This window comes from Yinghuangia soli (genome assembly GCF_021502675.1).
GTDB lineage: Bacteria > Actinomycetota > Actinomycetes > Streptomycetales > Streptomycetaceae > Yinghuangia > Yinghuangia soli.
This window is the reverse complement of sequence record NZ_JAKFHA010000001.1, coordinates 532,289-547,479: the sequence shown is the minus strand read 5'-3', so window position 1 is coordinate 547,479 and position 15,191 is coordinate 532,289. Positions and strand designations below refer to the sequence as shown.

Below are 15,191 nucleotides of genomic sequence, written 5' to 3'. Positions count from 1 at the left end.
CCGCTGACCTGGGGTTTTCTCGGACCCGGCCGGGGTGCCCGAACCCTGGCCGGGTTCCGGTCCGCACATCCATTGCAAAGTCAAACAGTGATTGCATACGCTCCGGGCATGTCGACCGATCAGCGCAACGAAGAGTTCATCGAGCCCAGCCCGGAAGAGATCGTGGCCTTCACCAAGGAGCACGTGAAGGGCATGGAGGGCTCGGACGACGATGAGTGGTGGAACGTCGCCGGGATGCTGCACGTCCTGATCCAGACGGTCGGCCGCAAGACCGGCAACGTGCACAAGGTCGCGCTGCCGTACTGGGTCGACAAGGACGGCCACCGTGTCGTCGTCGCCTCGTTCGCGGGTGCCGAGAAGAACCCGTCGTGGTTCATCAACCTCGCCGACAAGAACGCCAACCCGACCGTGCTGGTCCGCGTCCAGGGCGCCACCTACTGGAGCGACGCCGAGGTCCTCGACGGCGACGACTACACCGAGACCTGGGCCGGCCTGACCGCCGACCGCGCGTACTACAACAACTACCAGACCCGCTGCGAGCGCCGGATCCCGCTGGTCCGCCTCCCGGAGTCGAACCTGGTCGCCAAGCGCGGCTGACCTCTTCGCGCAGTCCCGTTTGTGGCGCGGCACCGGCTTGGTGCCGCGCCACAGGCATGTCCGGAGGCCGACGGCTATTTCGGCGGGGCCCCGAAGTGGCGGGAGGTCGGGGTGAGGGCGGCGGCGGTGGGGGCGAGGAAGCAGGCTGCGGCGCAGGTGGCCAGTACCGGGGTGGCGCCGAAGGTGTCGATGGCGGGGGCGATGGCGGCGAGGCCGATGGGGGCCAGGCCGTACGAGACGAGGAAGTCGAGCGAGGAGACCCGGGCCAGTTTGCCGGGGTCGACCTCGCGTTGCGCGGCGGTGAACCAGGGGACGTTGAAGAGTTCGATGCCGACCCCGGCCACGGCGTACGCGGCCAAGACCGCCGCGGCGGGGACGGGGAGGGCGAGGCTCAGCGGCGCGAACCCGTAGGCGGCCAGGCCTGCGAAGGCCGCCCAGCCGGGTGAGCGGGGGCGCCACCGGGCCGCGGCGACGGCTCCGGCCAGGGCGCCGAGCGTGTACGCGGTCAATGCGGCGGCGAGGACCCACTCGCTGCCGTACCGGTCCCGGGTGACCAGGGGGAGTGCCACGCCGGTGGCGGAGTAGCCGAGTGCGATCACCGTGACGAGTGCGCCGAGCCCGGCGACGAACCAGGGGTGGCGGCGGGCTTCGCGTATGCCGTCCAGGAAGGCGGCGGTGAAGGGTTCACCGCCGTCGGAGGGCTCGGTCCGCGCGGCGCCCCGGCCGGGAACCAGTGCGGCCGCCAGCCACAGCAGGCCGATGCCGGCCAGGAGGGCCTCGGTGCCCAGGCGGGTGGCCAGCAGGGCGGCGAGTGCGGGGCCGGTCAGTGTCGCGGTACGGATCGCGAAACTCGTTGCGGCGTTGGCCTGTTGCCGGTGCTCCGGGGCCACGGTCTCGGCGGTCAGCGCCTGGAAGGCCGGGCGGCAGGCGCCCTGGCCGGCGCCGGCGACCGCGGCCGCGGCGGCGGTCAGGAGCAGGGACCGGCCCAGGCTCGCGGCGAGGACGAAGCTGCCCAGTGCGGCACCCAGCCCGGCCGCCAGGACCACGCCGCGGCGCGAGTGCCGGTCGGCCAGCACGCCGCCGACCGCGACCGCCGCCAGGAAGCCGGCCGTGCGGGCGGCGAGCACCAGGCCGAGTCCGGTCGGGCTCAGATCGCGGTGCAGCACGGCCAGCGCGAGGACGAACGGCAGCGCCCAGGTGGCGAGACCCGAGGCGGTGGTGCCCAGCCACAGGCGTCGGAACGGTGTATCGCGAAGCAGCGAACTCCCTTGTTTTGGTTTTGTCTTGCTGGTGGAGGCGGGGGGTGCGGCGGTCACGGGCAGGGCTCCTGGTGGATCGGTGCGGGGGCGGGCCCGCTCGGCGCGGGCGGCCCCCCAGGGGTGTTATTGGAAATGATTACCATTATATTTAGCGCCTGCCCGGCTCCCCTCGGATGCCGGGGTCCACCCATGCCTTCTTCCGGACCGGAGTCCCTCCATGCGCCACCCCGTCCTCATCGGCACGGCACTCGCCGCCGCACTCGCTCTCGCCGGCACCGGCTGCGCCGACCCCGACCGCGGGGGCTCCGCGGCCGGCGGAGCGCCGGCGTCCGGTGCCCAGGCGCCCGTCGCCATGGACAGCTGCGGCCGGTCGTTCACCGTCGAACGGCCCCCGGGGCGGGCCGTCGCCCTGGACCAGACCTCGACCGAGACGCTCCTGGAGCTCGGGCTGCAGGACCGCATGGCCGGCACCGCCAACCTCAAGACGAAGATCCCCGCGGCCTACGCGGAGGCGTACGGCCGCGTCCCGGTGATCGCCCCGAAGATCGCCACCAGTGAGCAAGTGCGTGCGGCCACACCGGATTTCGTGATGGCCTCGTCAGTCGACCTGTTCACCAAGGACCGGGCGGGGACCCGCGAGGAGCTGGACGCGCTCAAGGTGCCGACGTTCGTCAGCGCGGTCGACTGCCCGCAGCAGGGCGCCGGGAAGACGCCCTTCGAGCTGCTGTTCGCCGACTACGAGCAGCTCGGCGCGATCTTCGGAGTACGCGAGCGGGCCGGGCAGCTGGCCCGCGACCAGCGCGCCGCGGTCGCCGAGGCCGCCGGACACGCCGGGCACGGGCACGGCCACGGCGGCGAGGTGCCGACCGTGCTCTACCTCTACTCGGTCTTCAACGGCCAGCCGTACGTGGCGGGCGGCACGAGCCTGCCCAGCGAGATGAGCCGGATCGTCGGTGCCAAGAACGCGTTCGACGACGTGGCCGAGGACTGGCCGGAGGTCTCTTGGGAGGAAGTCGCGAAGCGCGACCCGGACTTCATCGTGATCGGCGACCTTTCCGAGCGCGGCCGACCGGGTGACAGCGCCGCCGAGAAGCGCGCCGTGCTGACCGGACACCCGGTCGTATCCAAGCTCGCCGCGGTGCGCGACAGCAAGATCATCGAGGTGCCGGGCATCGAACTCGACCCCTCGGTACGGTCCGTGCACGCCCTCGGCCTGATCGCCGACGGCCTGGGGGCGCTCGGCCATGACGGCTGACCCCGCCGCCGCACTGCCGGGCAGCTCGTCGGCCCGGCAGTGCGGCACGCTCGCCCTCGGGGCCGCCGTGCTGGCCGCCTCGATCGCCGCCGCGGTACGCCTGGGCACCGTCGACGTCAGCTGGACGGACCTCGCCCGCGTGGTCGGACCCCGGCTCGGCCTGGACGTCGAACCCCTGCCGCCGCTGGCCGACTCGCTGGTGTGGGACCTGCGCCTGCCGCGCGTGCTCATGGCCGCACTGGTCGGCGCCGCACTGGCCGTCTGCGGCACGGTACTTCAGGCCGTCACCCGCAACGCCCTCGCCGATCCGTACCTGCTCGGCGTGTCGTCCGGCGCCTCGACCGGAGCGGTCGCGGTCGTCGTCCTGGGCATCGGTGCGGGCACCGTCGGTGTGACCGGCGGCGCGCTCGTGGGCGCGCTCCTGTCGTTCGGCCTCCTCGTCGCACTCCTGCACCGCACCGGACTGGACTCGGACCGCATCGTCCTCACCGGCGTCGTGGTCGGCCAACTCTGCGCCGCACTTACCTCGTTGGTCCTCATGGCCGCCGCGGACGCGGACACCACCCGCGCCCTCACCCACTGGCTGCTCGGCTCGATGGCCCCCGCGCGCTGGGACGCCGTCGCGCTGTGCGCGATCGCCGTACCGCTCGGCCTGCTGGCCGCCTGGCTGCACGCGAACGCCCTCGACGCACTCGCCTTCGGGACCGACACCGCCGCATCCCTCGGCGTCGACGTGCGGCGCACCCGCATGATCCTGCTCGTGGTCACCGCCGTGCTCACCTCGGCGGCGGTCGCCACGGTCGGCGCGATCGGCTTCGTCGGGCTGATCGTCCCGCACGGCGTGCGCTTCGTGGTCGGCGCCCGCCACCGGATCCTGCTGCCGCACGCGGCGCTGGCCGGTGCGGTGTTCCTCGTCTGGACGGACGCGCTCGCCCGCGTCGCCTTCGCGCCGCGCGAGCTGCCGGTCGGGGTGCTCACCGCGCTGCTCGGCGTCCCGCTGTTCCTGCTCGTCCTGCGCCGCCGAGGTGACCTGTGAAGATCGAAGCGGAGGAGCTGAGTTGGGCGGTCGGCGGGACGCCCGTGGTACGCGGGGTCAGCATGTCCGTGGGGACCGGCGAGACCATCGGCCTGATCGGGCCGAACGGCTCCGGCAAGTCGTCACTCCTGCGCTGCCTGGCCGGACTGCGTACCCCCGACGCGGGCCGCGTGCGCCACGACGGCACCTGCATACGAGGCCGGCCGGCCCGCCGGATCGCGCGCCGCGTCGCCTTCGTGGCGCAGGACACCGCGCTGGACGCCGACCTGCCGGTCGCCGAGGTCGTCGGCCTCGGCCGCCTCCCGTTCCGCGACCCGTGGCGCGGGCCGGACGCCGCCGACCGGGCGATCGTCGCCGCGGCCCTCGGCCAGGTCGGCCTCACCGGCCTCGCCGGCAGGCCGTGGCGCAGCCTCTCCGGCGGCGAGCGCCAACGCGCCCACATCGCCCGCGCGTTCGCCCAGCAGCCGGACGCAATCCTGCTCGACGAGCCGACCAATCACCTCGACATCCGACACCAGCTGGAACTGATGGAACTCCTGTCGGCGGCCGACCGGACCGCGGTCATCGCCCTGCACGACCTGAACCTCGCCGCCCGCTACTGCACGCGCCTGCTCCTGCTCCACGACGGCCGCCTGCACGCCGACGGCCCGCCCCGAGCCGTCCTGACTCCGGCCAACCTCGCCGAAGTCTTCGGCGTGGGAGCCGAATTCACCATGGACGGGGCCGGCCGCCCCGTGCTGGCGTACGCCAGTCTGCCCCGGCCCGACACGGCGGCTGCGTCGACGGCCGCGCTGCCCTGACGGCGTCCGGAAATGGCGTCGGCCCCGATCGGGCGACGAGATCGGGGCCGACGCGGATCAGTCGCCCGTCTTCCCCGGGAGCAGCAGGCTTGCCGCGGCGATGGCGAGGGCCAGGGCAGCGGCGACGAGGAACACGAGGTCGTAGCCGAGGGCCAGGGCGGAGGGGGTGTCGGCGAGGGATTCGCGGTCGGCCCGGGCTGCCGCGGCGGTGGCGAGGGCGGCAAGGCCGAGGGAACTGCCGACCTGGCTCGCGGTGTTGGCCAGGCCGCCCGCGGTCCCGGCGTCGCCGTCCGGGACCTCGGCGGTCGCCACGGCCATCAGGGTCGGGAAGGTGAGCCCGATGCCGGCCGCGATCAGCAGTGTCGGGCCGAGGATGTCCGCGAAATAGCTGCTGCCGGCATCCGCAAAGGACAGCCAGCCGAAGCCCGCCACGAAGCACGCGGCCCCGGAGAGGACCAGCGGGCGTACGCCGGTCCGCGGCAGCAGCGCCGCCGACCGCCCGGCGACCAGCATGAACGCGACCGCGGCGGGAGTCTGGCCGAGGCCGGCGCGCAGCGCGCTGTAGCCGAGCACGTTCTGCAGGAAGAGCGAAGTGAAGTACCACATGGCGATGGCGATGCCGCCGAACAGCAGCAGCATGACGTTGCCGACGGCCACCCCGCGCAGGCCGAAGAGCCGCAGGGGGAGCATGGGCCGGGCGGCGAAGCGGGCCTCGACGGCGAGGAATCCGACCAGGAGGAGCAGCCCGGCGGCGATCGGTGCGAGGACGTAGGCGGACGTCCAGCCGTGGTCGGTGCCCTGCATGACGCCGCAGATCAGCGCGGCGAGCCCGGCGGTGCCGGTGGAGGCGCCGAGCAGGTCGAGGGACGAGGTGCGCGCGGGGCGCGCACCGGAGAGCGCGGCCAGGGCGACTGCGATGAGGACGGCCCCGATCGGGACGTTGATCAGGAACACCCACCGCCAGGACAGTCCCGTGGTGAGCGCGCCGCCGGCCAGTGCGCCGGCCATCCCGCCGACCCCGCCCGCGGCCGCCCAGGCACCGAACGCCCGGGCGCGCTCCGGCCCTTCGCCGAAGGCGGTGTTGAGGACGGCGAGCGTCGCCGGGGCCATCACGGCAGCACCGACGCCTTGGACGATGCGGGCGCCGACGAGCAGTCCGGGCGTGTCCGCAAGGCCGCCGGCGAGGCTTGCTGCGGAGAAGACAGCGAGCCCGGCGACCAGCATGCGGCGGTGCCCGAACAGGTCGGCGGCGCGCCCGCCGACGAGCATGAAGCCCGCGAAGGACAGCAGGTAGCCGTTCACCACCCAGGCCAAGCCTGTTGCAGTGAAGCCGAGTTCGCTGCGCACCGAGGGGAGGGCGACGTTCACGATCGAGGCGTCCAGGATGACCATGAACTGGCAGGCGCAGGCCAGGACGAGGATCAGCCAGGTGCCGCGGGAGCGGGAAGCGGAGGCGGCGACGCCGGGGGCGCTGCCGATGGGAGAGTCGCTGGGGGAGTTGGTGAGGGCGTCGGCGGACGAGCCGCTGTTGGACCGGACGGCGGGGTCCGCTCCCGAGGCCGCGGCAGGGACGGGGGAGCTGCTGGTCATGGCTTTCCCTTGCGCTGGGCGGCGGTTCATGCGGCGCGGGTGGCGGGCGCACCGCCGTCGCGTGCGGTGCCGGACTGTGCGGTGGATCGAGCGGTGGTACCGGTCATGGCATCCCCTCGGGGTGAACGGCGGTTCGGACGGCGCGGATTGCGTCCGGGCGCACGGCAGCGTCGGCCGGCCCGCTGCCGTGGGCGTAGGGTGGGCTCCGAGAATTGCTTATGCGCATAAGCTTATGTGCATAATGTTATGTGCTTAAGTAATCCGTCAAGGAAGACCCGAGGAAGGTTGGAGCCAGGAGCCGTGGACTTCGCCCAAGCCGACGCCCTCAACCAGGCCATCCGGCTGCTGAGCCTGCGCCACCGGGCGCGCGCCGCCGCGCTGATCGCCCCGCTCGGCCTGCATCCCGGTCAGGAGGCGCTGCTGCTCGAACTGGACCGCACCGGTCCCCGCATCCAGGCCCAGTTGAGCGAGGCGCTCGGTGTGGAGCCGCCGAGCGTCACGCTGATGGCCCGCAAGCTGGAGGCGTCCGGCCACATCCGCCGCAGCCCGGCGCCCTCCGACCGGCGCGCGAGCATCGTCGAACTGACGGACAGCGGACGGGAACTGGCCGAACGCGTCAAGGAAGTGTGGCGCGGGCTCGCCGAGGAGACCGTGGCCGGCCTGCCCGCCGCGGCCGCGGCCGAGATCCCCGGCCTGCTGGCGGCCATGACCGCCAACGTCGCCCCGCGGCGTACCGGCCCGGGCCGGGCGAGGGCGGCGGATTCCGGGGGCTGAGCGGGAAAACGCCGGAGCCCCGAGGCGAAGGCCTCGGGGCTCCGGCGTGAGAGGTGTAAGGGCGGAGTCGGCAGCAGCGGTGCGGCGTCAAAGCGGCGCGGGTACTCCCGTGCTGCCGCGAAGTGCGGTCAGACGGCCGGGCGTTCGTCGGCCATCGTGCGCAGCTCCTTCTTCAGTACCTTGTCGAGCGTGCCCAGGGGGAACGCGTCGACGAAGTAGACCGCGCGGGGCACCTTGAAGTCGGACAGGCGCTCGCGGCACAGCTCCAGGATCGTCTTCTCCAAGGCGGCCTCGTCCGGTGCGGCGGCGTTCTTGATGACGAACGCGACGACGACCTCGGAGAGGAACTCGTGCTGCTTGCCGACCACCGCGACCGAGCCGACGCCGGCCACCGAGCCGACGACGTCCTCGACCTCGCGGGCCGAGACGTTCTCGCCGCCGACCTTCAGCAGGTCCTTGTCCCGCTCGCGGTAGAAGACGTTGCCGCCCTCGCCGAGCACGACCATGTCGCCGGTGCGGAACCACTCGCCCTGGAAGGCCTTCTCGGTGGCCTCGGCGTTGCCGTAGTACTCCAGGAAGAGCTGGACGCCGCGCTCCGCCTTCAGCCACAGCTCGCCCTGCTCGCCGACGCCGCACTCCGCGCCGGTCTCCGGGTCGACGATCTTGATCGTGTAGCCGGGCGCCGGACGGCCCATCGACTTCGCGGGCAGGTGCTCGGACGGCTTGCCGGTGACCGCGTGGATGACCGTCTCGGTCATGCCGTACGCGCCGTACACCTTCAGGCCGAGCATCTTGTCGAGCATGGTGTTGACCATGCCGAAGACGCCCACGCGCAGCTTGGACGCCGGGCGGTCCTTGGCGGCCAGCGTGCCCATCGCGAACGGCATGAGGGAGATGTGGGTGATCTCGTGCCGCACCACGACGTCCCAGAAGCGGCTGGTGGACCACTTCGGCATGAGCACCGCGGTGGCGCCCACGCCCAGGACCGAGAAGAACGACCAGCTCTGCGCGTTCACATGGAAGAACGGCAGGTAGATCAGGTAGCGGTCGTCCGCGGTCAGGTCGATGCTGCGCGGCCCGGACCGGCCCGCCCACACGGCGTTGGCGTGCGTGTGCACGACGCCCTTGGGGCGGCTGGTCGTGCCGGACGTGAACATGATGCCGAACGGCAGCAGCGGCTCGATCTCGCGGCCGGCCCAGGCCTCGGGGTCGCCCTGCAGGTCCGCGAACGGGATGTGCGGGGTCGCCGACGCGGCTTCGGGCGCGTCGGCGCCGATGACCGCGACCCAGCCGAGCTCGGCGCCCGACGCGGCGACCGCCTCGGTGTAGTGCGGCTGCGTGATCGCCGCGACGCTCTCGGTCTGCGCCGCGAAGTACGCGATCTCGCTGGCCGTGGCGTGCGTGTTCGTGGTCACCGCGACCGCGCCGACGGTCGCGCAGGCCAGCCACGCGAACACCATCTCGGGGCAGTTGTCGGCGTGCACGAGGATCTTGTCGCCGCGGCCGATGCCGCGCCCGGACAGCCCGGCGGCGACGCGCAGCGTCTCGCGCTCCAGGTCCGCGTACGTCCAGGTGCGGACCTCGCCGCCGTCCCCGGGCTCCCACACGAGTGCCGGGTGCTCGGGCCGGTGCTGCGCCCAGTGGCGCAGCAGCCACGGGATGTCCTGGCCGTGGACCTGGTGCCCGTCGACTGCCACTACTGGCCTCCTTCACGTCCTGCACGTGGTGCGCGTCCTGGAACGACCTACGGGCGGAACGATAGGCGCGAGTCTTTGACTCTGGCAAGGATTGGGCGATGCCTCTGGCTTCCTTCGGCGATCTCCACTTTGATGCGCCATGCACGCAACGTGGCCCAGTCGCCGAACCGCGGAGGTAGCCGTGACGTCCCTGCCCGCCGGCCCGCACGACCCCGCATCCTGGGACCGCACCGCCGACGTCGTGGTGCTCGGCACCGGCGCCGCCGGGCTCTCCGCGGCCACCCTGGCCGCCGACGGGGGCGCCGAGGTGCTCGTGCTGGAGAAGGCGGCGATGGTCGGCGGCACGACGGGCGTCTCCGGCGGCATGCCATGGGTGCCGTGCAACCACCACCTCGCGGACGTCGGCGAGACCGACTCGCGCGAGGAGGCCCTGTCGTACATCCGCCGCCTCACCCTGGGCCGCGAGCCGGACGCCGACCTGCTCGAGGTGTACGTCGACACCGCCGCGCGCATGATCGCGTACCTGGAGGAGCACACCCCGGTCCGCTTCGCCGCGCCGCCGACGTTCTCCGACTACTACGCCGACCAGATCGGCGGAAAGCGCCGCGGCCGGTCCCTCGAGGTCGAGCCGTTCGACGCCCGCACGGAACTGGGCGACTGGGCGCCCAAGTTGCGGACCAGCCCGTTCATGCCGCGGCTGACCATGGCGGAAGGCGCCAAATTCGGCACCCCGGACGCACCCGACCTGTCGATCCTCGGGCAGCGCGCGGCCGCCGACATCCGCGTCCTCGGACCCGGCCTGGTGGCCGCGCTCTTCAAGGGCCTCCTCGACCGCGGCGTCACCGTCTTCACCGAGACCGCAGCCCGCGACCTGGTCACCGACCGCACCGGTGCGGTCGTCGGCGTCGTCGCCGAGGGCCCCGGCGGCCCGGTCCGCATCCGGGCCCGCGGCGGCGTGGTGCTGGCCTGCGGCGGCTTCGAATGGAACCGCGACATGGTCCGCGCCTTCGTCGGCCGCGACGTCGTCCCGCTCAGCCCGCCGTACAACGAAGGCGACGGGCACCGCATGGCGATGGCCCTCGGCGCCCGGGTGGCCAACATGAACCAGGTCTGGGGGCAGCCGGCCGTCGCCGACCCGACCGTGCAGTACGAAGGACGGCAGCTCTACCAGTACGAGACGCTGCGCAACCTGTCCGGCACCCTCATGGTCAACCGCCACGGCCGCCGCTTCACCAACGAAGGCGTCACCTACAACGACATGACCAAGGCCTTCGCCGCGTACGACCCGGTCACCGTGGACTACCCCAACCAGGGCCCGGCCTGGCTGATCTTCGACCAGACCCTGCGCGACCGCACCCCGGTCCTGTCCGCGATGCCCGGCCAGGAGGCCCCCGACTGGCTCGCCAACGCCCCCAGGCTGCGCGGCCTCGCCGAGCTCATCGGTATCGACCCGGACGAACTCGAGTCCACCGTCGACCGGTTCAACGGCCACGCCGCGGCCGGCGCGGACCCCGACTTCGGCCGCGGCACCGTGTGGTGGGAGGGCTTCATGTCCGGCGGCGGCCACCCGCGCCTGAACCTCGGACCCGTCCACAAGGCCCCCTTCTACGCGCTGCCCATCCACGACGGCGTCCTCGGCACCAACGGCGGCCCCCTCGTCGACCCCGACGCCCGGGTGCGCCGCTGGGACGGCGGCGTCATCGAAGGCCTGTACGCGGCCGGCAACGCCGCGGCCAACATCTTCGGCCCGATGTACCCCGGCGGCGGCGCGACCATCGGCCCCGCCCTGACCTTCGGCTACCTGGCCGGCCGCCACGCCGCCACCCGGGCCGCCGCCGCGTCCGGCGGGAACTGAGTGCGGTGGCGCACGATCCCCGGGACACCCCCTAACGTGGCGTCATGATCACTCTCGTGCCCGCGCGTTCCGCCCTCGTCCTGGTCGATCTGATGGACCGCATCGTCGCGCTGCCGGTCGAACCGCGGCCGGGCAGCGAAGTGCTGGCGGCTGGCGTCGGGCTGGCACGCCGGTTCCGCGCGGCGGGAGCACGGGTCGTCGCGGTGCGCGTGGAGCGGCCGAACGTCGACACGCAGCCACCGGGGAGCGACCTGGCCGCGGACGTGGCCGCGGTGGCGGACCGGGTCGTGGTCAAGCGCACGATCGGCGGCTTCCACGGGACCGGGCTGCACGAGGTGCTGCAGGGCTACGGGGTCGACACCCTCGTGTTCGCCGGCATCGCGACGAATCTCGGTGTCGAGTCGACGGCCCGCGCCGCGGCCGACCTCGGGTACGAACTGGTCTTCGTCGAGGACGCCATGGCCGCGCTGACCGCCGAGGAGCACCGGGCAGCGGTGGAGCTCGACCTGCCGCGGTTCGGCAGCGTGGTCGCGGCGGACGCGGTGAAGTTGGGCTGAGCCGGCCGGACGGCACCTGAGCACCCCGTGCACCCGCACTCCCGGGCACTCGGCTGCTCAGGTGCCGATGACCTGCAGGGACGCCCACAGCGCCACGACCGCGGAGACGAGCGCAGCCGGCACGGTCAGCAGCCCCAGGCGGGTGAACTCGCCCAGCCCGACCGCCCCGTCGTGCGCGTGCACGATGCGCCGCCACAGCAGCGTCGCCAGCGAACCGGCGTACGTCAGGTTCGGGCCGATGTTGACGCCGATCAGCACCGCGAGCACCGCTCCCGGCCCGATCGGTGCCGCGAGCGGCAGCAGGACCAGGACCGCCGGGAGGTTGTTGACGACGTTCGCCAGCCCCGCGGCCAGTGCGGCCAGCGCCAGCAGCGCGAGCAGGCCGGTGCCGGACGGCACGAGCCGGCCCAGCGCATCGCCGAGGCCGTGGTCGACCACCGCCCGCACCACGATCCCCAGGCCCAGCACGAACGCGCAGAACGGCAGCGCGGCCGCCCGCACGATCGCGGCCGGCGTGGTGCGCCGCCGCAGCAGCGCGCGGACCCCCAGCACCGCGGCACCCGCCGCGGCCGCCCACACCGGCTCGATGCCGGCCGCCGAGGACAGCACGAAGCCCGCGAGCGTCGCGACCACGGTCACCAGCGCGAACACCGGCACCGCCACCGGCTCGGCAGGCGGCGGCGCATACGCCGCGGCGTCCAGATCGGCCCGGAAGAACCGGCGGATCACCACGTACTCGGCGGCGATCGCCACCAGCCACGGCAGCGCCATCAGCGCGGCGAAACGCGTGAAGCTCAGCCCGCTGGCCGAGAACGCCAGCAGGTTCGTCAGGTTCGACACCGGCAGCAGCAGCGAGGCGGTGTTCGACAGATGGGCGCACGCATATATGTGCGGCTTGGACCGGACCCCCAGCCGGGCGGCGGTCGCGAAAACCACCGGCGTCAGGAGCACCACCGTGGCGTCCAGGCTCAGCGCGGCGGTGATCAGCGAGGCACTGGCGAACACCTGCGCCAGCAGCCGCCGCGGCCGGCCCGCCGAGGTACGCGCCATCCACGCCCCGCAGGCCCGGAACAACCCCTCGTCGTCGGACAACTGCGCGAGGACCAGCACGGCCGCCAGGAACCCGATGACCGGCCCCAGATGCGCGGCCTCCTCGCGCGCCTGATCCGTCGAGACCACCCCCGCCGCGATCAGCAGCGCAGCGGCCGGCACCGCGAAGACCGCCTCGGGGAGGCCGCGCGGGCGCACCACCGCACCGGCCAGGACCACGGCCAGGAGGAACACGGAGAGCAGTTCGGCGGCCGGGGCGTTCAGGGGCAGTGCCTTTCGAGCGGGCGGACAGGCGAGCGGTCGACTGGTCGACCGGCACATTCCACCAGCCCGCCCCCGTACGCGCGGACCCACCCCCTCGCAGTACCCGCGCCCGGGTCAGGGGGCCAGTTCCACCGCGGTCACGCCCGTGCCGGACGCGAAGAGGGCGTCCTGCCCGAGCATCACGGACGAGGCGTCATGACCGAGGTTGGTGCGCCGGACCAGGCTTGCGTCCTCGGTCCAGTACGACCACAGGGCCTCGTCGCCCACCGCATGCAGGTAGCCGTTGCCCAAGGCAAGCTGCGGGCCCGTGAACGTGTCCCGGTCCAGCGGCACGGCCCAACGCCGCGCCCCGCTCGCCGCATCCAGGGCGATGACGTGGTCATCGTCGTGGACGAACACCGAGCGGCCGTCCGAGACCGGCACCGGCAGGCCCGCACCGGGCCGCGCGCCGCTGGAGTCCACGTCCAGCCGCATGTCCCACATCTTCTTCCCCGTATTGCAGGCGACCGCGTGCAGGGCACCCTCATCGGTCACCACCAGCACGCTGCCGCCCAGCACGGTCGGCTGGACGCCGTGCGGATTTCGGTACTGCGAGGACGGTGACACCAGCGGACGGCTCGACCACAGCACCTTGCCCTGCTCGGCGTCCAGGGCGAGCACCTCGAAATCCTCGCGCGTGGCGTACAGGATGCCGCCGGCGCCGAGGACCGGGTGGCCGATGAGGTCGCTGCCGGGCAGATCGGTCCGCCAACGCAGTGCGCCGGTATCGGTGTCGTACCCGGACGCGAGCGACCCTCCGCTGTGCTTACGCGCGAACACCACGACCGTGTCGCCGGCCACCGCGGGGCCGCTGGTGGGGGTCGCCAGGTCCTGGTCTCCGGCGCCGGCTGCCCGGAGCTGCTGCTGCCAGGCCACGGAGCCGTCGTGCCGGTATGCCGCAAGAAAGCCGCGGGAATTGGCGGCCCAAGGATCGCCGGCGAGGACGAACACAAGGTCCCACGTCGCCGCGGCGAGCGGAGATTCGGCCAAGCCGATGGGCGCGGTCTTCGACCAGAGCAGCTGCCCGGTCCCGTTGTCGACCAGGGACACCGCTGACTGGGAGCTCACTGCGGCGATCCTGATCCGGTCGGCGACATCGAAAGTGCGGGCGCCGCCGGGCAGCCCGCAGGACCAGTCCGGCTTTCCGGTCCGGGCGTCCAGTCTGTGGAGCCCGTCCTCGGCGGTGACGAGGACCCGCCCGGCAGCCGCGAGATGGAGGACGGCGCCGCGCGCGGCGCCGGAGCCGCCGGTCCGGAAACGCCAGAGGATTTCCTTGGGCGTGGGCTCGGACCGGGTCTCGGCATAGACCGCTGCGCCGATGAGCCCTGCAGCTGCCCCGAATGCGCCGGTCATGGTCGCGATCACCTTGCGCCGGCTCACCGGACGAGCGGAAGCGGCAGAGGGTACGGCCGTGGCGGCGGAGGTGGCCGCAGCAGGGCGCGAGGCCGCAACCGTGCCGGACGAGGGCGCCGGTGCAGCGTGTTCCGGGCCGGACGAGGGCGCCGGGGCAGCCGCATCCGGGGCAGCCGCATCCGGGGCAGGCGCGGGAGCTGTCCTGCGTATCCGGGACAGCTTCGCGGTGGTGAGTATTTCGATGTCCGGATCATCGTCATCGCGGTCCCGGCGGTCTGTGCCGTGCCCGTTGCCGCCCGCCCCCGGTCGCAACTGCGCGAGCACTTCCGCAGCCGACGGCCGCTCCTCGGGCACCCGTGCCGTGCACGCCTCGGCGACCGGCCGCAGCACCGCGGCATGCAGGCCGCCCAGGTTGTCCAGGGCACTGGTGAGGGCGTACGTGAGGATCCGCCCCAGCCCGAACACGTCGGCAGCGGGCGTCGGCGTACGGCCGCCGCTCAGTTCAGGCGCCACGTACCAAGTCGAGACCCCGCCCCTCCGATGGTGCGCGGCCGCCCACACCGCGGCCCGGCCCATGCCGAAGTCGACCAGCCGCGGTCCGCCTTCGGTCAGCAGCACGTTGCTCGGCTTGACCGAGCCGTGCACCACCCCCGCAAGGTGCAGCGACAGCAGTGCCTCCGCCAAGTCGGCTCCCAGGTCCCGGACTTCGCGGCCGGACATCGGACGGTCCTTGAACCGCCCGGCCAGCATGCGGCCCGGAATGTACGGCCGCGAGATCCACGGGTTCGGCTCCAGGCCGAAACCGTCCATCGGCACCGCGAAGTCCACGCCCACCGCCTGCGCCGCCTGCGCATCCTCGGCGAACCTGCGCCGGAAACCCGGCTGTTCCGCCAGATAGGCATGGACGACCTTCACCACGGCCCGCTCGCCCCTGAAGCCCTTGCCCACGAACACGCGGCCCAAGTCGCCCTCGCCGAGCACGCCGGACAACGCATACCCGTTCACGGTGCGCGGATCCCACCGCGAAAGCCCCTCAGGCAAACCGGGTTCCCCCTCTCCCGTCTC

12 protein-coding genes are annotated in these 15,191 nt (G+C 73.1%); 7 read left to right on the top strand and 5 right to left on the bottom strand.

Going from position 1 to position 15,191, the window contains the following annotated elements; all coding sequences use genetic code 11:
• The first annotated feature begins 108 nt into the window (after window positions 1–108).
• Window positions 109–597, top strand: coding sequence for a nitroreductase/quinone reductase family protein (locus tag LZ495_RS02335; RefSeq protein WP_235050123.1), 489 nt, complete (start codon window positions 109–111; stop codon window positions 595–597).
• A 74-nt stretch (window positions 598–671) separates the two neighbouring features.
• Here LZ495_RS02335 and LZ495_RS02330 read toward each other — a convergent pair whose 3' ends face one another.
• Complete coding sequence (locus tag LZ495_RS02330; RefSeq protein WP_235050122.1) at window positions 672–1,913, bottom strand: MFS transporter; 1,242 nt, start codon at window positions 1,911–1,913, stop codon at window positions 672–674.
• Between the two features lie 160 nt (window positions 1,914–2,073).
• On the opposite strand from LZ495_RS02330, the gene LZ495_RS02325 reads away from it, so the two are divergent.
• Genes LZ495_RS02325 through LZ495_RS02315 form a run of 3 tightly spaced genes read left to right on the top strand, consistent with a single transcriptional unit; the run spans window position 2,074 to window position 4,947 of the window.
• Entirely contained in the window at window positions 2,074–3,111 is a 1,038-nt protein-coding gene (locus LZ495_RS02325; RefSeq protein ID WP_235050121.1) for an ABC transporter substrate-binding protein, read from the top strand.
• Window positions 3,101–4,147, top strand: coding sequence for a FecCD family ABC transporter permease (locus LZ495_RS02320; RefSeq protein ID WP_235050120.1), 1,047 nt, complete (start codon window positions 3,101–3,103; stop codon window positions 4,145–4,147). The genes LZ495_RS02325 and LZ495_RS02320 overlap by 11 nt, the downstream gene beginning before the upstream one ends.
• A complete protein-coding gene (locus LZ495_RS02315; protein ID WP_235050119.1) occupies window positions 4,144–4,947 on the top strand; it encodes an ABC transporter ATP-binding protein in 804 nt (267 codons plus the stop codon). Before LZ495_RS02320 ends, LZ495_RS02315 begins: the two co-directional genes overlap by 4 nt.
• A gap of 57 nt (window positions 4,948–5,004) precedes the next feature.
• On the opposite strand, the gene LZ495_RS02310 is transcribed toward LZ495_RS02315, so the two are convergent.
• Window positions 5,005–6,537: an MFS transporter gene (locus LZ495_RS02310; RefSeq protein WP_235050118.1), complete on the bottom strand. Its 1,533-nt coding sequence runs from the start codon at window positions 6,535–6,537 to the stop codon at window positions 5,005–5,007.
• 300 nt (window positions 6,538–6,837) lie between these two features.
• Here LZ495_RS02310 and LZ495_RS02305 point away from each other — a divergent pair, with 300 nt between their 5' ends.
• Window positions 6,838–7,311: a MarR family winged helix-turn-helix transcriptional regulator gene (locus tag LZ495_RS02305; protein WP_235050117.1), complete on the top strand. Its 474-nt coding sequence runs from the start codon at window positions 6,838–6,840 to the stop codon at window positions 7,309–7,311.
• A 128-nt stretch (window positions 7,312–7,439) separates the two neighbouring features.
• Here the strand turns inward: LZ495_RS02305 and LZ495_RS02300 are convergent, their stop codons facing one another.
• Complete coding sequence (locus LZ495_RS02300; RefSeq protein ID WP_235050116.1) at window positions 7,440–9,008, bottom strand: class I adenylate-forming enzyme family protein; 1,569 nt, start codon at window positions 9,006–9,008, stop codon at window positions 7,440–7,442.
• Between the two features lie 181 nt (window positions 9,009–9,189).
• Here LZ495_RS02300 and LZ495_RS02295 point away from each other — a divergent pair, with 181 nt between their 5' ends.
• Together LZ495_RS02295 and LZ495_RS02290 are read left to right on the top strand one after the other, a co-directional pair.
• Entirely contained in the window at window positions 9,190–10,863 is a 1,674-nt protein-coding gene (locus LZ495_RS02295; RefSeq protein ID WP_235050115.1) for an FAD-dependent oxidoreductase, read from the top strand.
• A gap of 44 nt (window positions 10,864–10,907) precedes the next feature.
• Window positions 10,908–11,420, top strand: coding sequence for an isochorismatase family protein (locus tag LZ495_RS02290; RefSeq protein WP_235050114.1), 513 nt, complete (start codon window positions 10,908–10,910; stop codon window positions 11,418–11,420).
• 57 nt (window positions 11,421–11,477) lie between these two features.
• Here the strand turns inward: LZ495_RS02290 and LZ495_RS02285 are convergent, their stop codons facing one another.
• Window positions 11,478–12,734, bottom strand: a complete 1,257-nt coding sequence (locus LZ495_RS02285) for an SLC13 family permease (RefSeq protein ID WP_235050467.1) — start codon at window positions 12,732–12,734, stop codon at window positions 11,478–11,480.
• A 114-nt stretch (window positions 12,735–12,848) separates the two neighbouring features.
• Window positions 12,849–15,131: an outer membrane protein assembly factor BamB family protein gene (locus tag LZ495_RS02280; RefSeq protein ID WP_235050113.1), complete on the bottom strand. Its 2,283-nt coding sequence runs from the start codon at window positions 15,129–15,131 to the stop codon at window positions 12,849–12,851.
• Window positions 15,132–15,191: the final 60 nt, after the last annotated feature.